This is a genomic window from Streptomyces griseorubiginosus (genome assembly GCF_001514195.1).
In the GTDB taxonomy this organism is placed as follows: Bacteria; Actinomycetota; Actinomycetes; order Streptomycetales; family Streptomycetaceae; genus Streptomyces; species Streptomyces griseorubiginosus.
This window is the reverse complement of the sequence record NZ_KQ948746.1, coordinates 163,153-184,050: the sequence shown is the minus strand read 5'-3', so window position 1 is coordinate 184,050 and position 20,898 is coordinate 163,153. Positions and strand designations below refer to the sequence as shown.

General features: G+C 68.9%; 22 protein-coding genes and 1 pseudogene. 14 read left to right on the top strand and 9 right to left on the bottom strand.

Annotated elements, in window-relative coordinates; all coding sequences use genetic code 11:
* Positions 1–30: 30 nt before the first annotated feature.
* Together AQJ54_RS38880 and AQJ54_RS38875 are read left to right on the top strand one after the other, a co-directional pair.
* Positions 31–3,171, top strand: a complete 3,141-nt coding sequence (locus AQJ54_RS38880; protein ID WP_062245790.1) for a DEAD/DEAH box helicase — start codon at positions 31–33, stop codon at positions 3,169–3,171.
* Between the two features lie 42 nt (positions 3,172–3,213).
* Positions 3,214–3,753, top strand: a complete 540-nt coding sequence (locus tag AQJ54_RS38875) for a phosphoribosyltransferase family protein (protein WP_062245788.1) — start codon at positions 3,214–3,216, stop codon at positions 3,751–3,753.
* A gap of 254 nt (positions 3,754–4,007) precedes the next feature.
* On the opposite strand, the pseudogene AQJ54_RS38870 reads toward AQJ54_RS38875, so the two are convergent.
* Positions 4,008–4,442 (bottom strand): annotated as a pseudogene (locus AQJ54_RS38870) (ATP-binding protein); the annotation flags it as partial.
* A gap of 199 nt (positions 4,443–4,641) precedes the next feature.
* Here AQJ54_RS38870 and AQJ54_RS38865 point away from each other — a divergent pair.
* The 4 genes from AQJ54_RS38865 (at position 4,642) to AQJ54_RS38855 (ending at position 6,361) form a co-directional block, all read left to right on the top strand.
* The gene (locus AQJ54_RS38865) at positions 4,642–5,490 is read left to right on the top strand and encodes a helix-turn-helix domain-containing protein (RefSeq protein ID WP_211278628.1); all 849 of its coding nucleotides are present in this window, start codon (positions 4,642–4,644) and stop codon (positions 5,488–5,490) included.
* Positions 5,487–5,690, top strand: a complete 204-nt coding sequence (locus tag AQJ54_RS44275; RefSeq protein ID WP_079070212.1) for a DUF397 domain-containing protein — start codon at positions 5,487–5,489, stop codon at positions 5,688–5,690. Before AQJ54_RS38865 ends, AQJ54_RS44275 begins: the two co-directional genes overlap by 4 nt.
* A gap of 93 nt (positions 5,691–5,783) precedes the next feature.
* Entirely contained in the window at positions 5,784–6,080 is a 297-nt protein-coding gene (locus AQJ54_RS38860) for a DUF6247 family protein (protein ID WP_062031280.1), read from the top strand.
* Positions 6,077–6,361 (top strand): hypothetical protein, encoded by a 285-nt coding sequence (locus AQJ54_RS38855; protein WP_062245781.1) that lies wholly within the window; start codon positions 6,077–6,079, stop codon positions 6,359–6,361. The genes AQJ54_RS38860 and AQJ54_RS38855 overlap by 4 nt, the downstream gene beginning before the upstream one ends.
* Before the next feature lie 82 nt (positions 6,362–6,443).
* Here the strand turns inward: AQJ54_RS38855 and AQJ54_RS46295 are convergent, their stop codons facing one another.
* Positions 6,444–6,590 (bottom strand): hypothetical protein, encoded by a 147-nt coding sequence (locus AQJ54_RS46295; protein WP_169808267.1) that lies wholly within the window; start codon positions 6,588–6,590, stop codon positions 6,444–6,446.
* Positions 6,591–6,847: 257 nt separating this feature from the next.
* Between AQJ54_RS46295 and AQJ54_RS38850 the strand changes: the two genes are divergently transcribed.
* Positions 6,848–7,837, top strand: coding sequence for a BtrH N-terminal domain-containing protein (locus AQJ54_RS38850; RefSeq protein WP_062245774.1), 990 nt, complete (start codon positions 6,848–6,850; stop codon positions 7,835–7,837).
* A gap of 22 nt (positions 7,838–7,859) precedes the next feature.
* On the opposite strand, the gene AQJ54_RS38845 is transcribed toward AQJ54_RS38850, so the two are convergent.
* Positions 7,860–8,492 (bottom strand): dihydrofolate reductase family protein, encoded by a 633-nt coding sequence (locus AQJ54_RS38845; RefSeq protein ID WP_062245772.1) that lies wholly within the window; start codon positions 8,490–8,492, stop codon positions 7,860–7,862.
* Between the two features lie 248 nt (positions 8,493–8,740).
* Here AQJ54_RS38845 and AQJ54_RS38840 point away from each other — a divergent pair, with 248 nt between their 5' ends.
* Positions 8,741–9,049: a hypothetical protein gene (locus tag AQJ54_RS38840; protein WP_062245766.1), complete on the top strand. Its 309-nt coding sequence runs from the start codon at positions 8,741–8,743 to the stop codon at positions 9,047–9,049.
* Positions 9,050–9,217: 168 nt separating this feature from the next.
* Positions 9,218–9,520, top strand: a complete 303-nt coding sequence (locus AQJ54_RS38835; RefSeq protein ID WP_020138947.1) for a zinc-ribbon domain-containing protein — start codon at positions 9,218–9,220, stop codon at positions 9,518–9,520.
* Positions 9,521–9,551: 31 nt separating this feature from the next.
* On the opposite strand, the gene AQJ54_RS38830 is transcribed toward AQJ54_RS38835, so the two are convergent.
* The gene (locus tag AQJ54_RS38830) at positions 9,552–11,441 is read right to left on the bottom strand and encodes a sigma-70 family RNA polymerase sigma factor (protein WP_062245761.1); all 1,890 of its coding nucleotides are present in this window, start codon (positions 11,439–11,441) and stop codon (positions 9,552–9,554) included.
* A 201-nt stretch (positions 11,442–11,642) separates the two neighbouring features.
* Here AQJ54_RS38830 and AQJ54_RS38825 point away from each other — a divergent pair, with 201 nt between their 5' ends.
* The 3 genes from AQJ54_RS38825 (at position 11,643) to AQJ54_RS38815 (ending at position 13,526) form a co-directional block, all read left to right on the top strand.
* Complete coding sequence (locus tag AQJ54_RS38825) at positions 11,643–12,059, top strand: SsgA family sporulation/cell division regulator (RefSeq protein ID WP_062245759.1); 417 nt, start codon at positions 11,643–11,645, stop codon at positions 12,057–12,059.
* A gap of 129 nt (positions 12,060–12,188) precedes the next feature.
* On the top strand, positions 12,189–12,959 hold the full coding sequence (locus tag AQJ54_RS38820) for a hypothetical protein (protein WP_062245757.1): 771 nt from the start codon (positions 12,189–12,191) through the stop codon (positions 12,957–12,959).
* Positions 12,960–13,202: 243 nt separating this feature from the next.
* Positions 13,203–13,526 carry a hypothetical protein gene (locus AQJ54_RS38815; protein WP_248845523.1) on the top strand — a complete coding sequence of 108 codons (324 nt, stop codon included), beginning with the start codon at positions 13,203–13,205 and terminating at the stop codon, positions 13,524–13,526.
* On the opposite strand, the gene AQJ54_RS38810 is transcribed toward AQJ54_RS38815, so the two are convergent.
* A complete protein-coding gene (locus AQJ54_RS38810) occupies positions 13,516–13,929 on the bottom strand; it encodes a DUF2267 domain-containing protein (protein ID WP_062245755.1) in 414 nt (137 codons plus the stop codon). The genes AQJ54_RS38815 and AQJ54_RS38810 overlap by 11 nt on opposite strands.
* Before the next feature lie 121 nt (positions 13,930–14,050).
* Positions 14,051–14,476 (bottom strand): Hsp20/alpha crystallin family protein, encoded by a 426-nt coding sequence (locus AQJ54_RS38805; protein ID WP_174856950.1) that lies wholly within the window; start codon positions 14,474–14,476, stop codon positions 14,051–14,053.
* Between the two features lie 151 nt (positions 14,477–14,627).
* Here AQJ54_RS38805 and AQJ54_RS38800 point away from each other — a divergent pair, with 151 nt between their 5' ends.
* A complete protein-coding gene (locus tag AQJ54_RS38800) occupies positions 14,628–14,930 on the top strand; it encodes a hypothetical protein (protein WP_062245753.1) in 303 nt (100 codons plus the stop codon).
* A 561-nt stretch (positions 14,931–15,491) separates the two neighbouring features.
* Here the strand turns inward: AQJ54_RS38800 and AQJ54_RS38795 are convergent.
* Together AQJ54_RS38795 and AQJ54_RS38790 are read right to left on the bottom strand one after the other, a co-directional pair.
* Positions 15,492–16,946, bottom strand: coding sequence for an MFS transporter (locus tag AQJ54_RS38795; RefSeq protein ID WP_062031309.1), 1,455 nt, complete (start codon positions 16,944–16,946; stop codon positions 15,492–15,494).
* Positions 16,947–17,084: 138 nt separating this feature from the next.
* A complete protein-coding gene (locus tag AQJ54_RS38790; protein ID WP_062245879.1) occupies positions 17,085–18,458 on the bottom strand; it encodes a DUF445 domain-containing protein in 1,374 nt (457 codons plus the stop codon).
* A gap of 195 nt (positions 18,459–18,653) precedes the next feature.
* On the opposite strand from AQJ54_RS38790, the gene AQJ54_RS38785 reads away from it, so the two are divergent.
* Positions 18,654–19,982: an SGNH/GDSL hydrolase family protein gene (locus AQJ54_RS38785; RefSeq protein ID WP_062245751.1), complete on the top strand. Its 1,329-nt coding sequence runs from the start codon at positions 18,654–18,656 to the stop codon at positions 19,980–19,982.
* Positions 19,983–20,151: 169 nt separating this feature from the next.
* On the opposite strand, the gene AQJ54_RS38780 is transcribed toward AQJ54_RS38785, so the two are convergent.
* Positions 20,152–20,865 (bottom strand): DUF1707 SHOCT-like domain-containing protein, encoded by a 714-nt coding sequence (locus AQJ54_RS38780; protein ID WP_062245749.1) that lies wholly within the window; start codon positions 20,863–20,865, stop codon positions 20,152–20,154.
* Between the last annotated feature and the right edge of the window lie 33 nt (positions 20,866–20,898).

The window sequence follows — 20,898 nt, the reverse complement described above, 5'->3', positions numbered from 1 at the left end:
ACAGCGGCACACGGGAACGAAGGAGCAGTCGTGGCGGAATCGGGGGACCTCAGGGCTGGCGTCCACGAACGGCTGGTCACGCAGGAACTGCACGCTCAGATTGAGGGACTCGAGGCTGCGGGCTGGAAAGCCATCGACGCAGAGGTCAGCGCGGAGTCCACCCCGCATGTGCTGGCCAGGCACATCAGTGAAGCGATCGGCCGTCGGTTGGCTCAACTGCCGCAGAAGGAACAGGTCGCGGTCGCCAACCAAATCATGCAGTCGCTGACCGTTAGCGTGCCTGAGCAGGATGAAAGCGCGCACAGCGAGACCATCGTCGATGGCCCCCGTCAGTTGCTCGCGCTCGCGGAACAGGAAGCCCCCGGCGTCTATGCAATCCGCCCCCTCACCCCCCTCTCCGAAACCGCACTGATCACCAACGCCCCAGACGATCCCAATCTGGGAGCCGAACTTCGCGCGGAACTGGCCACGGCGGACCGCATCGACCTGCTGTGCGCGTTCGTCAAGTGGTACGGCATTCGCGTCCTGGAGAGTTCGCTGCGTGAAGCCGCGCACCGAGGCGTACCAATTCGTGTCATCACGACGACCTACATGGGTGCCACCGATCGGCATGCTCTCGACCGCCTGGTCCGAGACTTTGGCGCCGAGGTGAAGGTCAACTACGAGACCCGCTCCACCCGCCTGCACGCCAAGGCCTGGCTGTTTCGCCGCAATACTGGCTTCGATACCGCGTACGTAGGCAGTTCCAACCTCTCCAAAGCCGCACTTCTCGATGGCCTGGAGTGGAACGTACGCCTGTCGTCCGTCGCGACACCCGCCGTGCTGAACAAGTTTGAGGCCAGCTTTGACTCCTACTGGAACGACATCGCTTTTGAGGCCTACGACCCCGATCGCGACGCCCGCAAGTTGGACGAAGCTCTTGGGGTGGCTGGCGGGTCAACGTCTCAGCAGGACGCCAAGATCAGTCTTTCGGGCCTTGAAGTGCGCCCGTACCCGCACCAGGCCGACATGCTGGAGCGGCTGCGCGTCGAGCGTGAGGTCCGCGGCCATCACCAGAACCTGCTGGTCGCCGCAACTGGTACGGGCAAGACCGTCATGGCGGCCCTTGACTACCGAAATCTGCACAAGCAGTGGGGCGGCAAGCAGTACCCACGGCTACTCTTCGTGGCTCACCGCAAAGAGATCTTGAAGCAGTCGCTGCGAAAGTACCGGGAAGTACTGGATGACGCCTCCTTCGGTGAACCGCTCTTCAGCGGCGAACTGCCGCGGGGCTGGCAGCATGTCTTCGCGAGCGTCCAGTCGCTCACCGATCAGCGACTGGATCAGTTCGACCCTGAGCACTTCGACATCATCGTCGTCGACGAGTTCCATCACGCGACGGCTACGACCTATCGCCGTGTTCTCAACCACTTCAAACCGAAGCAGCTCCTCGGTCTGACCGCCACCCCTGAGCGTGCCGATGGACTCAATGTGCAGAACGAGTTCTTTGACGGCAGGATCGCAGCCGAGATGCGACTGTGGGAGGCGCTCGACAACGACCTCCTGTGCCCGTTCCATTACTTCGGCCTGCCAGACGGTACAGATCTCACTCGCCTCAACTGGCGCTCGGGGACGTACGATCAGAGTCAGCTCGGTGACCTGTTCTCCGCCGATCACGCCCGAGCTCGTATCGTCCTCAAGCAGGTGCGGGACAAGGTATCTGACCCGTTGAGTATGCGAGCGCTCGGATTCTGCGTCACCAGGAAGCACGCTCACTTCATGGCGAAGTGCTTCCAGGACGCGGGGATCAGGGCTGAGGCCTTGGATAGCGAGTCGAAGCCCGAGACACGTGACCGGATCCTCGCCGAACTCAAAGCCGGTCAGATCCAGGTCATCTTCTCCGTAGACCTATTCAACGAGGGCTTGGACATCCCCGACGTCGATACGCTGCTGCTTCTCCGTCCGACGAGCAGTGCAACCGTCTTCCTTCAACAGCTTGGCCGAGGCTTGCGGCGTACGCCAAACAAGCCGGTGCTGACCGTTCTGGACTTCATCGGCCAACATCGCGCGGAATTTCGGTTCGAGGAGCAGTTCCGCGCGATGACAAACTTGTCGCGAAACCGTCTCCTTGAGCATGCCGAACACGACTTCCCGCTTCTGCCGTCCGGCTGCCAGATCATCCTTGAAGGCAAGTCCAAGGACATCGTGCTGGACAACATCCGCACGCAGATCAAGGCAACCGTTCAGACCCTTGCCAAGGAAGTCAGCGCCTTCAATACGCCTCTTCTGGAGGACTACCTCAGAGAGAGCCGCCGCGAAATCAAGGAGCTGTACAAGTCGAGCAATTCCTGGACCTCTGTTTTGCGGCGTGCCGGCCTGAGTGAACTGCCTGAACGGGACGGCGAAGAGGATCTGTTGAAGCGCGTTCACGCGTTCCTCCACGTCGACGACCCTGAGCGCGCTGAGGCGTACGCCCGCCTGCTGAGCGATGACGCTCCGGCGTACGAGGCTCTGGACCCGAGGAACCAGACCTACGCTCGCATGCTCTTCTTCAACCTCTGGGACAAGGCTGGTGGCTTTGGCTCCTACGCGGAAGGACTGGAGTCTCTTCGCGAGCAGCGAGCACTCCGTAGTGAGCTGCGGCAGGTGCTCAAGCATGTGATGCGTCAGACCGACCACTTCCCCATTGCCCTGGAAGGTCCTCATGCGCATATCCCCTTGAAGATCCACAGCGCCTACAACCGCTCGGAGATCCTGGCTGCACTTGGCGTCGCTCGTCTCAACGGACAGATGCCCGGGTCCTTCGCGCAGGGAGTCCTGTGGGACCAGCCGAACCAGACGGACGCGCTACTGATCACACTGGAGAAGAACGAGAAGGATTTCTCCCCTACCGTCAGGTACAAGGACTATGCGTTGAGCCCCTCCCTGTTCCACTGGGAGTCGCAGAGCACCACGGCAGAGACCTCGCCCACGGGGCTGCGCTACCAAGAGCATGTCCAACGCGGGAGCCATGTGCTGCTGTTCATGCGGCGGTACAAGGACACCGACATAGGCAAAGCCCAGCCGTGGATGCTGCTTGGTCCCGCGACCTATGTCCGACACGAGGGCAGCAGACCCATGGCCATCACCTGGCAACTGCATCATCAGTTGCCTGCGGACGTGTGGTCGTACTCGGCCATCGCAGCGGGGTAACCCGGTTGCGATGGCTGCCGGTACATCCGCAAACTCGCGATCATGACGCCTCACCCACGTGACTTGGTCCTCGAACGTTTCCAATGGGTTGGCGGCCATGCCGATGTCTGGGGGATCTTCCGTGATCCCCGAGCACTTGCTGGGATGGTCCACGGACTGGCCGAACCGTTCCAGGAGGACGGCATCACGGCCGTCTGTGGCATCGAGTCGCGGGGATTTCTGCTCGGTGCAGCAGTAGCTGTCGAACTCGGAGTCGGCTTCGCCGCGGTACGCAAGGCCGCCGGGATCTTCCCCGGAAAGAAGGTCACCCGACGTAGCCACCCCGACTACCGGGGAACACGCCAGGAATTGCGTCTACAGCGGGACGCCGTGGGGACCGGAGACCGGGTGCTGCTCGTCGACGATTGGATCGAGACGGGCAGCCAGGCAAGGGCTGTGCGGTCGATGGTCGAGGAGCGCGGCGGACAGTGGATGGGCTGCTCCGTTGTCGTCGACCAAACAACGCCGGCCCGCCGAGCTGACCTGCGCGTCCGCAGTATCGTCACCGCCAGCGAGCTTCCGCCTTGGGACATGCAGCCTTGAGGCAGGTTGCTGCGTCACGGACCTAGCCCACTGGTTGACGTGGATCACGAATGATCTCCCCAGCTCGGTGAAGAAAGGTCGCGTGAGCTTGCACCATCTCACCCCGAGCCAGCTCAAAGTTGGACCAATCCGGCACTAGGGCCTGGAGAGCTGACACTCGCGATATGCAGCAAAGCGCGCCAGGCGTGGCAATCCACCGGTCGCCCGACAGCTACTCAACGCTACTTCCTCGACGACGGCCGCCCGTTCGCACGAGCGTCCCCGGTGCGGCCCCCACCTGAAGGCAACCCTGTCGACAGCTCGCACCACGTGATCTTCCGGTCTGCTCGGAGTTGCACGCCCCAGCGGTCCGAAACCGCGCCGACCAGTGCCATTCCTCTACCGCCCTCGGCATCGGGCGCGGCGGCCAGGAGCGTCGGCAAGGCGCGGGTATCCGGGTCATGGACCTCGATGCGCAGACGGGTGCCGCTCATGGAGACGGTGAGCGTGACCGGGGTGCCCACACCCACGTGGGTGATGACGTTGGACACCAACTCGGAGACGCAGAGCTGAGCTTGGTCGGAGATGTGTCCCAAGCCCCAGATCCCCAGATGGAGCCGCATGATCCGGCGAAGGGCGCCCACTTCTTCTGGTTCGGCGCTGAAGGCCAGGTCCCACGGTTTCCGAAACACGCACGCTTCCTGGACCACGAAGTCCCCTCTCGTCACACACACGCCCACGCTGGCGATCGCGGAGCGTCATGAGCCCTCACGTTGAGTGGCATTGGGCCAGAGTGGCGTGCGCGTATCCCTTCGTGCAATGTGCAGGAAGAGATTCCCACTTCCGGGTGATTGGCAGGCACACCCCTTGGCGCGAGACTGAACGCCCGATATCCGAAAGGTGGTTGAGATGGCCGGGTCACCCACGGCACGCCGTCGCCGGCTCTCGATCGAGCTGAAGAAGCTTCGCGAGAAGAGCGCGCTCACCTGCGCGCAGGTCGGCGAGGCGCTGGACTGGAGCGGCTCCAAGGTCAACCGCATGGAGACGGGCAACGGCCGGGTCCAACCGTCGGACATCGATGCGCTGTGCCGCTTCTATGGCACCACCGACGAACTGCGGGAGTTCCTGAAGTCATTGGCACGGGAGGCCAAGACGCGTGGCTGGTGGCAGGTGCACGGCTCCGGTGTCCCCGAGTGGTTCAACATCTACATCGGCCTGGAGCAGGAAGCCTCCACCTTCCGCCAGTATCAGTGCGAACTGATCCCCGGCCTCATGCAGACGGAGGCATACGCCGGTGAGCTGTACAAGACGGGAGCCCACATGTCGGCCGAGGACATCGACAGGGCCGTGCGGGTCCGCATGGAGCGCCAGGCCATGCTGACGGGCACAGACGCTCCCGAAGCCTGGTTCATCGTCAACGAGGGTTCTCTGCGCAATGTCATCGGGGATCGGGCCCTGATGCGGGAGCAGCTGGAACGGGTCCTGGAGTCAGCCGAGTTGGCGAGTGTGACCTTGCAGGTGCTCCCCTTCGATGCGGGCACGTATCCGGCCACCGGGACCTTCACGCTGCTCGGCTTCCCCGATCCGGAAGACCAGGACCTGGTGTATCGCGACGGCATCACCGATGCCGTGTACCTGGAAGGCGAGCATCATGTTCGTGAGTACACCAGAGCCTTCGACGGCCTGCGGGCCGCAGCTCTGAGTCCTCAACGCTCCATCCAATTGATCGAGACGGTGTTGAAGGATTACGCAAGGTGAGCACTGCGAATACCCATGTCAGCGGCCATCCGGTGTGGTTCAGGTCTTCGTACAGCAATGGTGCGGGGGGAGAGTGCGTCGAGTGCGCGTCGACCGGTGGAGACATCCTCGTGCGTGACTCGAAGCTGGAGGCGGGACCCGTGATCGCTCTTGCCGGCGAGGCGTGGCGCGCCTTCATGGACGGTGTCCTGCGGCCCTGACGTTTGATGCACGGGCAAAGGGTTCCCTCGGCAGCACTCAGGCCGCTGTAGGACACTCCCCCTAGGACAGCGGACGACAAGGAGCAGACGATCGTGAGCGCACAGCACGCCGAGACGCCCGGACCTGCGGCGCTGCCGTTGAAGACCATCGGTGACATCCGGGCTGCCCTTCGGGCCGGGCACGGCTTCCCCGGTGACCGAGAGTCCTTCGAAGCGGATCTTCAGCGCGCGCTGGAGGCTTCGTCGGAGACCGACCTCAACGCTGTCGCAACGGTGATCGTCGACTATCGGGGCAGGATCCGCCTCTACCAGGATCCAGAGTTCGACATCGCCGTACAGGAAGGCATCGACCTTGCGGCGCGGCTGAAACAGGAGGCACCGGACCGGTGAGCGGTGTGATCGCGGCCGTGACAGTACGGGCGGCCGATCGGGCGAAGGCTCTGGGAGCGGAGCAGGCGCTGGAAACGCTGCGGCAGGAACTGGAACAGGTGCCCAGACTCGGAGTCCTCCTCAGCGGCCCCCAGGACGGCGTCGAAGTCCGCAAGACGAGGGTCGAACCCCACGACGGAGCGCCGGGGCTTGCAGTGGCGTACGTGTACACCCCGGCGCCACCGCCCCCCACTGTGGCCATCGTCGCCGTGACTCCTGACGATGGCGTTGCTGCTGACTAGCGCAGGTCGTTCGCAGCATGCCCAGTTCAGACAGGGCACGCCAGGCGATCCCCGACGGAGCCTGCCGGTGCGGCCGACGCGATCAGTGACGTCCCCGAAGCTTGCCCAGCAACTGCTTCGCCTGAGCCCTGCGCCGCGGGTCTGCCGCTGCTCGGCGGGCCTGTTCGGTGGCGCGGCGGCCCTGCGGGCTCTTGGCGAACTCCTTGATGCGTTCGATCATGCGCGGCATGGCGGGGTCCCTCCGTTGGTCTGGCCGACTGTCCTTCCTCGGATCGACTACCCCCTGCCCGACCACTCAGCCCTCTCAAGCCATCCGATAGGCCGGCTTGTGGGCGAGGATCTGGATGCCCGGGTTGGGCATGATGGATGCCTCCGCCTCCCTCGGCGTAACCGTCGTCGGCTGTAGGCCTGTTCATCCGACGGCACGTCCCGGGGACAGCCTGATACTGATGCCTCACTGATCATCCCTGCCCAGGAGACCACGGCATGCCCATGCTGACCAGTGTCGATACCCGGCCCATGCAGCACTGCGAGACCACCACCCTCGGGGTCCTCCTCCGCCACCAGGGCATCGACCTCTCCGAGCCCATGCTGTTCGGGCTGGGTCGAGGGCTGGGCTTTGTCTACTGGGACAGCAAGCGCATGGGGTTTCCCTTTCTCGGCGGGCGGGTGAAGCCGTTCGAGCTCAGCAGGAATCTGGCCGACACGCTGGGGCTGGAGCTGTCGGTGCGGGAGACCTCCTCGGCGCGTAGGGGATGGGCGAATGTCGTGGAGGCCATCGACAGCGGGCAGCCCGTCGGGCTTCAACTCGACAGTTTTCATCTGGAGTACTTCACGGCGAAGGTGCACTTCGGTGGGCACGTCGTCGCCCTGTACGGCTATGACGACCGTGTCGCCCGGCTCGTGGACACCGAGCAGCAGGGCGGTGCCGTGTGCACCAGTCTGGGCAGTCTCGCCGAGGCTCGGGCCGCCCGGGGGCCCATGGCCGCCAAGCACCGGTCCTTCGCGCTCACGGCGCCCCGGGACCTGCCCGCGCTTCGGACGTCGATCATGGCCTCCGTCACCGCCTGCGCCCACGCCTTCCTCAACCCGCCCATCGCCAATCTGGGTCACCGGGGCATCGACAAGGCCGGCAAGGCCGTACGCACATGGCTGCGGCGGAGTGACGACCCGGGGCGGGACCTGCCGCAGGCCGCCCTGCTGATGGAGAAGGCCGGTACCGGGGGTGCGCTGTTCCGCAATCTCTACCGTGACTTCCTCGCGGAGTGTGCCGAGTGCGTCGACAGTGATCACCTGCGCACCGGGCACCGGCTGTACGCCGAGGCGGCCGCTCTGTGGACCGAGGTCGCCGCGCTGATCACCCGGGCCGGGGAGTCGGGGGAAGAGCAGTACCTCGTACGGGCGGGCACCACCCTCCTCGACCTGTCACGCATCGAGCGCGAGGCCATGGAGGCGCTGAGCCGCCTGGAGAGCTGAACCGGGTCCCGGTCCAGGCCGGTCACCTCACGACGCGGTACTTCAGGTGGGTCGCCAGAGGCGTGGCCTCCGCTCTCACCTGTTCGAGGCGGCCCGCCCCCACCCCCTCGAACAGTCGCAGCCCGTCCCCCAGCAGCGCCGGCACCATATGCAGATGCAGCTCGTCGATGAGTCCGGCCCGGAGGTACTGCCGTACGGTCCTCGCCCCGCCCGCGATGTCGACGTTCCTGTCCCCGGCGGCCTTCCTGGCCTGGGCGAGGGCGCTGTGGATGCCCTCGGTGACGAAGGTGAAGGTCGTGCCGCCCTGCTTGACCAGGGTCGGGTGCGGGCGGTGGGTCAGGACGAGGACCGGGGTCCGGAACGGCGGGTTCTCGCCCCAGAAGTCCGCCCCCGTGTCGTACATCATGCGGCCCATCACCACCGCGCCGGTCGCGTCGAACCACTCCCGCATCAGCTCGGAGTCGCGGTTCTCCTCGCCGCCGGTCATGCCCTGGCGTTCGCGCCAGCTCGCCAGGTTGTGGATCCACTCGAAGAGGGGCTCGGCGCCGTCGCCGCCGGGGTTGTCGGGGGTGACGCCGGGGCCGGCGATACAGCCGTCGAGGGAGATGGCCAGGTCCGCGGTCACGGTCGTGGTCTTGGTCGTGGTCGTGGCCATGGGGGTCGGCTCCTGTGGTCTGGGGATGGGTCCGGGGATGGGTCCGGGGGTGCTTCCTTCACCCTCGCGTCGATCGGGGAGGCGCGCATTCGACGTACGGGGTGGCACGGGTCGGTGCGGGGTGGCACGGGTCGGTGCGCGATGGCTTGGGTCGTCCGGTGGGCGAAGTCCGGCTTGTTACTGACGAGTTACATGAGTTTTGTAAGATCCACTCCGACCAATGTCAGCCCTATCTGGGGGAAACACTCATGACCAAGCGCTTTTCCGCCCTGGCCGTCTCCGCGGCCATCGTCGGAGGCTTCTTCATCACGTCGGCGCCCGCTCAGGCCGCCACGTCGGCCGATCGGGGTCAGGTGTCGGTGAAGGCCGCCATCACCTGCGACAAGGGCCAGATGCGTCAGCAGATCGCCAACCTCAAGGCCAAGGCCGCGAAGCTGAAGCAGCTCGGGGAGACCGCGGCCGCCCGTAAGGCGCTCAGCGACGCGGCCGCCATCCAGAAGAAGCTCGACGCGTGCATCAAGGCTGAGGACGAGGCGAGCAAGCCGTTCCCCGGATAAGTCCCCGGTTTCGACGTGTGGCGCCGCCCGTCCCGTTCCAGGGGTGGGCGGCGCCGTTCGTCTGTCCGGTCCGCCTACGTCGGTCCACGGGATGCGGCCGCCACTCGGCGCGCGCGGCGGCTGCGGGGATACTGCCTCTCAAGCACCGATCCGGAAGGCGACCACACCATGCTCATCCTCTTTGGCACCAAGGGCTACCTGTACCAGCTCGCGATACTCACCCTGGTGTGCGGGCGGTGCGGGAATCCGGCCGCGCACACGCTGCGCAAGCGGGTCACGAAGTTCACGCTGTTCTTCGTGCCGCTCTTCCCGATCTCCACCAAGTACGCGACGCAGTGCACCTTCTGCGGTGCGGAGAGCAAGCTGAGCGCGCAGGAGGCGGAGCAGTTGCAGGCGCAGGCGGCCGCCGGTGGTGGGCAGGGCGGGCAGGTGCACGGCGGACAGGCGCCGCAGCAGCCGTACCACCAGTGAGGCCGTGAGGATTCAGGACGCCTGCCCCGCGTCAGCCCGCGTCGGCCCGCGTCTGCGGCCGGTTCGACGCCGGTTCGGCTGCCTGCTGTTCCGCGACGGGTTTCCCGGGCGCGGGTGCGGGCTCGCCGCCGCAGCCTCCGCCGACCGGGGGTTGCGGGGTCTCGGGGGGCTCCGGGGCGACCGGGGGCTCCGAAGGTTCCGGGATCTCGGGAGGCTCCGGAGCGGGTGAGGGCTCGGAGTACGCCGGCGGGGCCGGTGTCTCCTCAACAGGCGGAGGATCAACCGGAGTCGGGCTGCTCGGCTCCGGTACGGGCGGGTCGTCACCGGGCAGGGGGTCGACAGGGCTGGGACTGGGATCCGGCACCACCGGGGCGGGCTCCGCAGGGGTGGGGTCGGGGCTCGGCACCTCCGGAGCGGGCTCCGCTGGGCTGGGACTGGGATCCGGCACCACCGGGGCGGGCTCCGCAGGGGTGGGGTCGGGGCTCGGCACCACCGGCGCGGGCACCGCAGCAGTGGGGCCGGGGTCCGGGACCTCCGGCGCGGGCTCCACAGGACCAGGACCCGTACCCGGCACCACCGGCGCAGGCTCCACAGGACCAGGACCAGGACCCGGCACCACCGGCGCAGGCTGCTCCCGCTCCCCCGAGCCGGAGTCACCCGGCTCCTCGGGCCCCGCTGTCTCCGGGCCTCCCCCGCCCCGCCGCACGCCCGACCCGTCTCCCGCTACGACCGCCTCCGCCCCGCCGACCCGGCTCCGACCCCGTTCGGCCGTGACCGTCCGGGGGTCTGCCGGGGTATCCGCCGCCGGCCCTTCCGTCGGTCCCACCGCGGGCCCCACCACCGGCCCCTGAGCCAGCGGCTCCCTCGTGGGCGAAGTCACCGTCGAGGGCGCCTCGTTGACCCCGAGGGTCAGGACGACCGCGATGGCCGTGGCCGCCGCCGTACCGGAGGCGAGGGCGGCCTTGGTCTTCGGGGCCGCCGCACGGACCGTACGGAGAAGACCCGGCCCGCCCGCCGAAAGACCTCCCGCGGCCCCCACGGAACCCGCAGAACCCACGGAACCCGCAGACGCCGCAGAACCCGCAGACGCCGCAGACGCCGCAGAACCCGCGGCCACCCCCGCGCCCCCTGCCGCCGCCCCCGCCGTCAGCGACGCCAGGAACTTCCCCGTCGCCCCGCCGCCCACCGCGAGGACCAGCAGCGCGGGTCCGGCGAGGGCGGGCAGCCGGCTGTTGGCGCGGACCAGCACGGCGAGCCGCCCCCGGCACTCGTCGCAGACGTCGACGTGGGCGAGGAGGCGCTCCGACTGGCGTGCGGTCGCGGTGCCGCGGACGTAGGCCGGCATGCGGACCCAGTGGACCTCGCACGCGGGATCCTCGGGCGCCTCGGTCTGTGAGCGCAGGAACGCCTGGCGCATGCCCTCGCGGGCGCGGTGCAGCAGCACGGCCGTCGCGCCCTGCTTGGCGCCGATCTGCCGGCCGACCGACTCCAGCGGCTGCCCTTCGGCGTCGGCGAGCCACAGGGCCCGCACCCAGCGTTCGGGGAGTTCACCGAGGACGCGGACCAACAGGTCGGTGGCGGAGACCCGTTCGGCGGGGTCCTCCGCATGACCGGCGGACGCCTGCTCGGGGATCTGCGGATCGCGCGGGGTCTCGTGCGTGGCGCTCGCGACCGAGGAGGCGAGGTGCCGCACGGTCGTCATGAGGTACGCCGGGACGTTGTCGATCTCGTGGCCGGCGGACAACCGGCGCCACACGCGGAAGTGCGCCTCGGCGACGAGGTCCTCCGCTGCCCAGGAGTTACGGGTGAGCGAGCGGGCGTAGGCGACGAGCCGCGGCTGTTCCTGCTCGTAGATCCGCACGTACGCGGCGGTCGCGGAAGGGGAGGCCTGGGCGGGGACTCTGGCGGGTTGGTCGGTCATGCAGGAACGCTCCAGTTCCCGGCGATCGGGGGGTGCGGACGGGTTTGTCAGCGTAGATGACAAAACTTTCAAGCAATCAGTTCCGACCGTGATTCAGATCACACGACAGACTCCGGTCTCGGCGTAATGAACCGGCACACCTGCGACTCGACAGGGCAACCGACTCACAACCGACATCGAGAAGGACCGGAGACCTCCCCCATGCGCCTCCCCACGCTCCACCAGACCGTCCGCGCCCGCCTGATCAGCTCCGAGCACCCGGAACTCCCGATCCGCCCCACGCTGCGCTACAGCGCCGCCGAGCCCTTCGCGGTGCACATCGACTTCCCCGCACATGTCTCGGCCGACGGCCAGGGCGTGACCTGGATGTTCGGGCGGACGCTGCTGGAGGAGGGGCTCGAAGCACCGGCCGGGGAGGGGGACGTACGGATACGGCCGTGCGGCTGGGCGAGAACGGTCATCGAGTTCCACTCCCCGCTGGGCCTCGCCGTGATCCGCTTCGGCACGACCACGCTCCGCCGCTTCCTGCTGCGTTCCTACGACGTCGTCGCACCCGGCACCGAGAACCTGGACCCGGACCTCGACCAGGGACTGGCGGCGCTGCTCGACGAGGTGTGACGGGCGCGGGACGCGGCGGAATGAAATCCGTTGGGAACAGGCCCGGTTGGGGGCTACGGTGCGGAACCGCCCGGCAGGGGTTCCCGACGGGTGTTCCCGAAACCCGGCACCCGCAACGGAGATCACCCGATGGACTCTGAACACCCCCTCTCCTACGACGCGTTGGTCACTCGCGCCGTGGCCGACCCTGCCGTCGTAGGGCTGGTGCTCAAGGGGTCGCGGGCCCACGACGAGATGGCGACCGAGCACTCCGACCACGACCTGTACGTCGTGGTCACCGACGGGGCGACGACGGAGCTCTCCTCTCTCCACGGGCAGCGTTCGGCCACGCTCGACCTGATCGTCATGCCGCTCGCCGAGTTCCGGGCCGCCGGCATGCCCGGCTTCGAGCGCTACGCCCTCGCGCGGGCCCAAGTGGTGCTCGACCGTCTCGACGGGGGTACCGGCATCGCCCGGCTCATGGCCGAGAAGGGGCGGCTCGACGCCGACGAGGCCTTCCGGGAGGCCGGGGACCTGCTCGACGCCTACGCCAACTCCCTCTACCGGTCGCTGAAGAACGACCGCGACGCCCAGCCTCTCGCCGCCCGCCTCGACGCGGCCGACAGCGTGCGGTTCCTGCTGGAGCTGCTGTTCACCCTCGATCGGCGACCCAGGCCCTACAACAAGTACCTGGAGTGGGAGCTGACCCGGTACCCGCTGCCCGGTTGGGACACGGGAGCGCTGCTGGAGGCGGTCGGGCGGATCTCCTCGACCGGCGATGCGGCCGTCCAGCGGAGTGTCTTCGCGCGCGTGGAGACGGACGTGCGTCGGGCCGGGCTCGGGGAGGTCCTGGACGCATGGGGCGAGGACCTGAGGCTCATGCGGGGCGAGGCCGCCCCTTCCTCCAGTCCGCCCCCGTGAGTCGGGGCAACGCCCCGGCACCACAAGTCGAACCGATTACGCTCGCCCCGACAGACGCGGACGATCGGACGGGGGCCGACGCGTGTTTTTCTTGGTGCCGTTGCTCGTTCTGGTGCTTGGTGGGGTCGCCTGTGGGCTCCTCGGTTTCGGTGGCGGGCGGGTGGCCGACTGGTTCGTCCGCCGTGCCGAACTTCCCGCCGCCCTCCTCGGATTCGCCGCGCTGGCGGGAGCGGCGACGCCGCCTTGTACGCGTGGGGACTGCTGTACGTCGGCGGGGCGGTCCTGGAGGCCGAGGACGGTGGGGCGGATTCGTCGCCGATCCTGCCGTGCCGTGCCGACGAACGCGCCGCCCACGTCGTCGACTACTCGGTGAGCGTCCTGCCCCTCGACTTCGTCTGCGAGACCGGGGACGGCGACAGCTACCGGGCCGGGGAGGTTCCCGGATACGTCACCCCCACCGCCATCGGTTTCGCCCTTGCCGCGGCCGGACTTGCCGTGGCCTCCGGGTATGTGTCGGAGGTGCGGCTGCGGGCCGCGGCACGCGCGGGCGGGGATGTCAGGCCGTGAGGACCAGTTCCGCCTTGCCGAACAACAGGGCGTAGCCGGAGGGGAGTTGGGCGAGGACACGGTTCACCGGTTCGTCGCCCACCAGCTCGGGCAGCACGCTCAGCACCGAGCTGACGTGCCAGCGGGCCGTCGCCGCGGTCGCCCCCTCGATGCGGGCGGCCACCGCGTCCACGAACTCCGCTGCGGACAGAGGCCTGTTGAGGGGAATGCGGGAGGCGATGACCCGGGCCGCCTCCTCGGGCAGGGCGCGGGCGAGACCGACGCGTTCCTCGCCGGTGACGTGGTCGCCCAGAGCGGACAGGACGACGTGCGTGACGTGTTCGGCCTCCGCCCGCGTCGCGTACTGTCCGGCCTCCTGCACCGCCTCGACGAGGTCGGTCCAGCTGGGTCGGTTCGCGCTCATGTACAGCTCTCCTGGGGGTCGTTGCACCGGGCGCCCCACGGCCGTACGGACCGCCTGCAACAGCCTGAGCCGGCCCGTACCGGTCCGCGGGACGCCCGGTCTTCGGTCGCGTGGGGGTTGTTCAGCCGCTGATCTGCCGGGGGCCGCTGCCGCCGCCGCTGATCTGGATACGGCGGGGCTTGGCCTGTTCGGCGACGGGGATCCGCAAGGTCAGCACTCCGGCGTCGTACGAGGCGTCGATGCGCTCGGTGTCGAGGGTGTCGCCGAGGAAGAGCTGACGGGTGAACGTCCCCGTGGGTCGTTCGGCGACGATCAGCTCCGCGCCCTCGGGGGCGGGGCCGCGGCGCTCGGCCCGGACGTTCAGGACGTTGCGCTCCACGTCCAGCTCGATCGTCTCGGGGTCGATGCCGGGGAGGTCGAAGTGGACGACGAAGTCGTCCCCCGACCGGTATGCGTCCATCGCCATCGCGCTGGGGCGGGCGGTCGAGCCGAACACCTGCTGCGCGAGTCGGTCGAACTCACGGAAGGGGTCGGTGCGCATGAGCATCACAGTCCATCTCCTTTCCACCGATTCCCGGTGCGATGCCCTACGCCTTCTTATATAGCTCGGAGCGAGGAAACTTGACAAGCCCTGACTCAGGTTCGGGTGACTTCCCTGGTCCGGGGCTAGCCTCGACGCCACGACCTAGGAGGCAGACATGGCGAAGGTTCCCAGTGCGGTGGTCGCGGCGGGCGGGCTCGTCGGCGGGTACGGCGTGGCGCGGTGGACGAAGAAGCGGCAGCTGGGCGGGGCGGTGCTGGCCGTCGCCGGGGCGGCGGCGGCACGGCAGTGGCGCGAGCGGGCGGGCGGCCCGGCGGCCGGTGCGCTGACGGCCGCGTATGTCGTCGCCTTCGCCGGGTCCCATCCCTTGGCCAAGAGGGTCGGCGCGTGGCCTGCGGTGTTCGGTGTGGCGGGCGTGGTGGGAGTGGCGGCGTGGGTGGTGGCGGACCGGCGGGGTTGAGGGGCGCCTATGGGGGTGCCGGGTGCGGTTCGTGGGCGGGTGCGGGTCCGTCGTGGCTTGTCGCGCAGTTCCCCGCGCCCCCGCTGCGCTGGGCTTGAGCCGGGCGCCTAGGGGGATGCCGGGTTCGGTTCTCGCGCGACTGCGGGTCCGTCGTGGCTTGTCGCGCAGTTCCCCGCGCCCCTAGGGAGTTGCAGGCCACCTGCGCCACAACAGAGCCCTTGGTCACGCGCGCCACGACGAGCCGTTGGCCGCCGCGCCCGCCCCATCGAAGCGTTGGCCGCGTACGGCGGGCAGGGGACGGGGTGGGGGGTGTCCGCCCGCAGCGGCCGGCGTCCGGAACCGGGCCCCTTTTGAAGGGACCGAGCCGCCGGACCGAGGACGGATACCCCCCACCCCGGCACCGACCCACCCACCGGACCGCTCGCGCTACGCACGCCCCCACCGGACCGCAAGAGGCCGCCGCAGGCCCCCAGGGGCGCGGGGAACTGCGCAAAACGCCCGCCCCCACCGAACCCGCAGACAAAGACCGTCCCCCACCGAACCCGCAGACAAAGACCGCTACTACTCCACCGCAGTCAACGGCTTCGCCACATCCTCCAGCGACCGCCTCTCCGCCCGCACCGCCAAGAACGCCGCCACCAACCCCGCCGCACACATCAGCCCCGCTCCGATCTGGAAGGCAAGCACCGTGTCCCCGACCTTCCCCGTACTCGTCAGGTCGGCGAACAGCAGCGGCCCGCTGATACCGCCCGCCGCGGTGCCCAGCGCGTAGAAGAACGCGATCGACATCGCCCGCGTCTCCATCGGGAACACCTCGGACACCGTGAGGTAGGCACTCGACGCCCCCGCCGACGCGAAGAACAGCACCGCGCACCAGCACGCCGTCATCGTCGCCGCGCTCAACGACCCCCGGTCGAACAGCCACGCCGTCCCGAACAGCAGCACGCCGGACAGCAGATACGTGGACGAGATCATCACCCGCCGCCCCACCGTGTCGAACAGCTTCCCCAGCAGCAGCGGTCCGAAGAAGTTGCCGACCGCGATGACCGCGAAGTAGTACCCCGTGTCCCCGGTCGGCACGTCGAAGAACGTCGTGAGGATCGCGCCGAACCCGAACGTGATCGCGTTGTAGAGGAACGCCTGTCCGATGAACAGCGAGAACCCCAGCACCGCCCGCCGCCGGTAGTCGGAGAACACCGTCCGCGCGATCTCCACGAACGTCACGCTCCGCCGCTGGTGGATCGTGATCTCACCCTCGGCCCGCGGCAGGGCACTCCCCCGTTCCTCCTCCACCCGCGACTCGATCGACGACACGATCCGCTCGGCCTCCGCGTCCCGCCCGTGGATCAGCAGCCACCGCGGACTCTCCGGCACGTGCCGCCGTACGAGAAGGATCACCAGGGCCAGCACGGCACCCAGCGCGAACGTCAGCCGCCAGCCCACGTTCGCCGCGAAGAAGTCCGTGTTCAGCGCGAAGATCGACAGCAGCGAGCCACCCACGGCTCCCAGCCAGAAGCTTCCGTTGATCATGAGGTCGACCCGGCCCCGGTACTGCGCCGGGATCAGCTCGTCGATCGCGGAGTTGATCGCCGCGTACTCGCCGCCGATGCCGAACCCGGTGAGGAAGCGGAACAGGAAGAACCACCAGGCGTCGAAGGAGATCGACGTCAGCGCGGTGGCCGCCAGGTACACGGCCAGCGTGATCATGAACAGCTTCTTGCGGCCCCATTTGTCGGTCAGCCGCCCCCAGAACAGCGCCCCCACGCAGGCGCCGGCCACGTACAGGGCCGCCGCGACGCCGGTGACCTGCCCGGAGGTGATCGACAGCCCGCTTCCCGGCTCCGACAACCGGCTCGCGATGTTGCCGACGACCGTGACCTCCAGGCCGTCGAGGATCCATACGGTGCCGAGTCCGATGACGATGGTCCAGTGCCAGCGGGACCAGGGCAGCCGGTCGAGTCTGGCGGGGATGTCGGTCGTCACGGTGCGGCCGGTGTCGGCTTGGGCGGTGGTCACGGAAGGGCTCCCTCCTCAGCGAGCGAACCCCTCCCGGGTGCCCCGACCCCCGATTCCTAGGCCGACCACCTCACACCCCCGATACACACCCCGCTACACCCCCGAGACACCCTTGCCCAGAGCGCCACCGAGCCCCCTTCACGCCCCGAACGCCCGCGTCACCGTATAGATCAGCAACCCCACCAACGACCCCACCACCGTGCCGTTGATCCGGATGAACTGGAGGTCGCGCCCGATGTGTGCCTCGATCTTCCGGGTCGTGTGCTCCGCGTCCCACCCGGCGACCGTGTCCGTGATCAGGGAGGTGATCTCGCGCCGGTAGGTGGTGACCACGTACACCGCGGCCCCCTCCACCCACCGGTCGACCTTCGCCTGCACCTTGGGGTCGACGGCCATCCGCGCCCCCAGCGACAGCAGGGACGCCCGCACCCGCAGCCGCAGCTCGCTGCGCTCGTCCTCGGCGGCGGCGACGATCATCGACCGTACGGCGGTCCACGCGGACGCGATCAGGTCCTGGACCTCGCCGCGCCCCAGCACCTCGCCCTTGAGCCGCTCGACCCGCGCGCGCGTGTCGGTGTCGGACTGGAGGTCGGAGGCGAAGTCGGTGAGGAACCGGTCCAGGGCTCCGCGGGCCGGGTGGGACGGCATGTCCCGCATCTCGGTCACGAAGCGCAGCAGCTCCTTGTAGACCCGCTCGCCGACCTTCTTGTCGACGAACCGCGGGGTCCAGCCGGGCGCGCCGCCCTGCACGGCGTGCATGACCTGCGCGTCGTGCAGCACGAGCCAGTCGTGGGCCCGGGCCACGATCAGGTCGACGACCCGCCGGTGCCCGCCGTCGGCGACGACCTTCTCCAGCATCTTCCCGATGCCGGGCGCGATCTCCTGGGCGTCGGCCCGCCGGGTGATCGCCTCCCCGACCACGGCCTGGACGTCGGAGTCCCGCAGGACGGTCAGCGCGCCCCTGAGGGCCGCCGACAGCTCGGCGGTGACCCGGTCGGCGTGCTCGGGATCGGCCAGCCAGGTGCCGAGCCGGCTGCCGATGCCGACGGCCCGCAGCCGCTGTCGTACGACGTCCTCGGAGAGGAAGTTCTCGCCGACGAACTCGCCCAGCGACACTCCCAGCTGGTCCTTCTTGGTCGGGATGATCGCGGTGTGCGGGATGGGCAGGCCGAGCGGGTGGCGGAACAGGGCGGTGACGGCGAACCAGTCGGCCATCGCACCGACCATGCCCGCCTCGGCGGCCGCGGCGACGTAACCGGCCCACGGACCGGCTCCGGAGCTGTCCGCCCACTTCGCCAGCGCGTACACCAGTGCCACGAACAGCAGCAGCCCGAGCGCGGTGAGCTTCATCCGGCGCACTCCGCGCTGCTTCTCCTCGTCCGCGGCACTGAAGGTGGTCATCGTGCGGACGGCGGAGGCCGGAGAGGCACCGTTCACGGCCCCGGCCTCGGCCGCCGGGGCCGACCACTCCCTGCCAGATGACCCCTTTTGCTCAGGTTCCGTACGTTCCATCCGCTCCACCCGTTCGGTGATCCCTCACACATTGTCCCTTCCTGACCTACTCCTGGAACGGAACAGGAGTTCCCTGCGTCTGTCCGGACGGGGGAACCGGAGGGGGTCTCGTCATTTGTCCTCAGCGTCATGCCTCATCATGAACTCATCAGATCGGAGCCCCGGGCTCCCATCTCCTGAGGAGAACAGCACCACATGACTCGGCGTCATGGTTACGCCCTGCTCGCCGCGATCACCGCAGTGATCGTGGCCCTGTCCACCGCCATCTACGTCGGAGTGGCGGCCGACGCCGGCACCAGGGACCGGACCGCACTGTCCGGTTCCGGGCCCTCGCGCCCCGCCGCGGCACCCGCCTCCGCCGGAACCTGGGTCGGCACCTGGGCGGCCTCCCCCGTCGGCGCCGAGCCCGGCACCGCGACCGAGGGCCTGGCGGGCCGCTCCGTCCGCAACGTCGTGCACACCAGCGTCGGCGGTACGAGTGCCCGCATCACGCTGTCCAATCTCTACGGTCGGACCGCGCTGACCCTCACCCACGCGTCCATCGCGCTCGCCGCCGGTCACCGGACCGCCGCGGCGAGCGCGGGCACCATGCGACGGCTCACGTTCGCCGGCAGCACCACGGTCGTCATCCCGGCCGGCGGACAGGTGCTCAGCGACGCCGTCCCCCTCGCCGTCCCGGCGGGCGCCGACGTCCTGGTCACCACCTACTCCCCCACCCTGTCCGGACCGGTCACCTACCACCCGTGGGCCCGGCAGACGTCGTACTCCGGAGAGGGCGACCTCACCGGGGACACCACCGGCACGGCGTTCACCGAACGGGTCGACCGCTGGCGTTACCTGACCGCGCTGGACGTCCTCACCGGTGAGGCGGACGGCACGGTGGTCACCTTCGGGGACTCCCTCACCGACGGCAAGGACTCCACGGCCGACGCGAACAACCGCTGGCCGGACTATCTGAACCGGCGGCTGCGCGCGGCCCTCGCGGCCGGGCAGGACCTCCCCCGCTACAGCGTCGTCAACGAGGGGATCGGCGGCAACCGGGTCCTCGTGGACGCCCGCCCGCCGGAGAACCAGGCCGGCATCCACCGCTTCCGGCGGGACGTGCTGGAGCGCCCCGGCGTCAAGGTCGTCGTCATCGACCTCGGCATCAACGACATCCTCCGCACCCCGGGGACGGTCGACGCCGACAAGCTCCTCGCCGGCCTGCGCGACCTGGTCCGCCAGGCCCACGCCCACGGCATCAAGGTGGTCGGCGGCACGCTCATGCCGTTCGGCGACCGCCACGGCTGGACCAAGGCCCGCGAGGGCGTCCGCCAGACCGTCAACGCGGAGATCAGGGCGGGGCGGGTCTACGACGCGGTGGTCGACTTCGACAAGGCGGTCAGGGACCCGTACGACCCGCGTACGCTCCGCGCGCTGTACGACTCGGGGGACCGGCTCCACCCCAACGACCGGGGGTACGAGCGGATGGCTGACGCGTTCGACCTGGAGTACCTGAAGGGGTCGGCGGCGGCCCGTCTTTGACCGCGGGCCGGTGGGGGCTGGTCGCGCAGTTCCCCGCGCCCCCGCTGCGCTGGGCTTGGGCCGGGCGCCCGCGGGGGTGGGAGCATGGTTCACGGGCGGGTGCGGGTGCGTCGTGGCTGGTCGCGCAGTTCCCCGCGCCCCTAAAGCCCTCACCTGAACGACCCAGCGCTCACCTCTCCCCCCGGCGGCGCCCCTCCCTCAACTCGCGTGCGGCGGCCCGGCGTTGCAGACGCTCCTGTCTCCGCTCCTCCCGCAGCCGCAGCCGATCCGCCTTCCTGAGCTTGCGTTCGACCCCGACCCCGCCCCAGAACGCGAACCCGGTCACGATCACGCGAGGGGCCCCCGGCTCACCCGGCACGCCCTCCTCGCGGTGGTCGAATCCGCCCATGATCCCGATCCCGCGCACCACGACCTCGACGCCCGGCGGCACGATCACCTCCATCCCGCCCATGATCGCCACGCAGTTGATCTCGACCTCGCGGTCGGCGAAGTTCGCGTCGCGCAGATCGATCTCCCCGCCGCCCCAGAAGGCGAAGCAGTTGAAGCGCCGGGGCACGGTCCAGCGCCCCTTGCGCTGGAACCCGGACATCACGGCGACAGACCACGTGGAGGAGCCCTCGCCACCGACGATCCGGGACGCCCAACTCCCGTCCGGCTCGGGCTGCTTGACCATGTCGACCCTGGGGGCGGCCACCTGGCCGACCGGCAGGTCCCGGGTGATCGGGGCGAGTTCGCCGTACGTACGCGCCTTGTACGTCGCGTCCAGGCGCTCCTCGAACTCCGCCATGTCGAGCCGCCCCTCGGCGAGGGCGTCCCGCAGGACCTCGGCGACCCGCTCACGATCGGCGTCGGCAGCACGCAACTCCGGGAGTTCCTCCGTCATACAGAGCAGCCTACGAGTTACCCGACCCCACGG

Excerpts from the sequence above, each read along its gene's own strand:
- AQJ54_RS38875 (WP_062245788.1), top strand. The coding sequence starts at position 3,214 with ATGACGCCTCACCCACGTGACTTGGTCCTCGAACGTTTCCAATGGGTT.
- AQJ54_RS38865 (WP_211278628.1), top strand. The coding sequence starts at position 4,642 with ATGGCCGGGTCACCCACGGCACGCCGTCGCCGGCTCTCGATCGAGCTG.
- AQJ54_RS46295 (WP_169808267.1), bottom strand. The coding sequence starts at position 6,590 with ATGCCGCGCATGATCGAACGCATCAAGGAGTTCGCCAAGAGCCCGCAG.
- AQJ54_RS38850 (WP_062245774.1), top strand. The coding sequence starts at position 6,848 with ATGCCCATGCTGACCAGTGTCGATACCCGGCCCATGCAGCACTGCGAG.
- AQJ54_RS38845 (WP_062245772.1), bottom strand. The coding sequence starts at position 8,492 with ATGGCCACGACCACGACCAAGACCACGACCGTGACCGCGGACCTGGCC.
- AQJ54_RS38840 (WP_062245766.1), top strand. The coding sequence starts at position 8,741 with ATGACCAAGCGCTTTTCCGCCCTGGCCGTCTCCGCGGCCATCGTCGGA.
- AQJ54_RS38835 (WP_020138947.1), top strand. The coding sequence starts at position 9,218 with ATGCTCATCCTCTTTGGCACCAAGGGCTACCTGTACCAGCTCGCGATA.
- AQJ54_RS38830 (WP_062245761.1), bottom strand. The coding sequence starts at position 11,441 with ATGACCGACCAACCCGCCAGAGTCCCCGCCCAGGCCTCCCCTTCCGCG.
- AQJ54_RS38825 (WP_062245759.1), top strand. The coding sequence starts at position 11,643 with ATGCGCCTCCCCACGCTCCACCAGACCGTCCGCGCCCGCCTGATCAGC.
- AQJ54_RS38820 (WP_062245757.1), top strand. The coding sequence starts at position 12,189 with ATGGACTCTGAACACCCCCTCTCCTACGACGCGTTGGTCACTCGCGCC.
- AQJ54_RS38810 (WP_062245755.1), bottom strand. The coding sequence starts at position 13,929 with ATGAGCGCGAACCGACCCAGCTGGACCGACCTCGTCGAGGCGGTGCAG.
- AQJ54_RS38805 (WP_174856950.1), bottom strand. The coding sequence starts at position 14,476 with ATGCTCATGCGCACCGACCCCTTCCGTGAGTTCGACCGACTCGCGCAG.
- AQJ54_RS38800 (WP_062245753.1), top strand. The coding sequence starts at position 14,628 with ATGGCGAAGGTTCCCAGTGCGGTGGTCGCGGCGGGCGGGCTCGTCGGC.
- AQJ54_RS38790 (WP_062245879.1), bottom strand. The coding sequence starts at position 18,458 with ATGGAACGTACGGAACCTGAGCAAAAGGGGTCATCTGGCAGGGAGTGG.
- AQJ54_RS38785 (WP_062245751.1), top strand. The coding sequence starts at position 18,654 with ATGACTCGGCGTCATGGTTACGCCCTGCTCGCCGCGATCACCGCAGTG.
- AQJ54_RS38780 (WP_062245749.1), bottom strand. The coding sequence starts at position 20,865 with ATGACGGAGGAACTCCCGGAGTTGCGTGCTGCCGACGCCGATCGTGAG.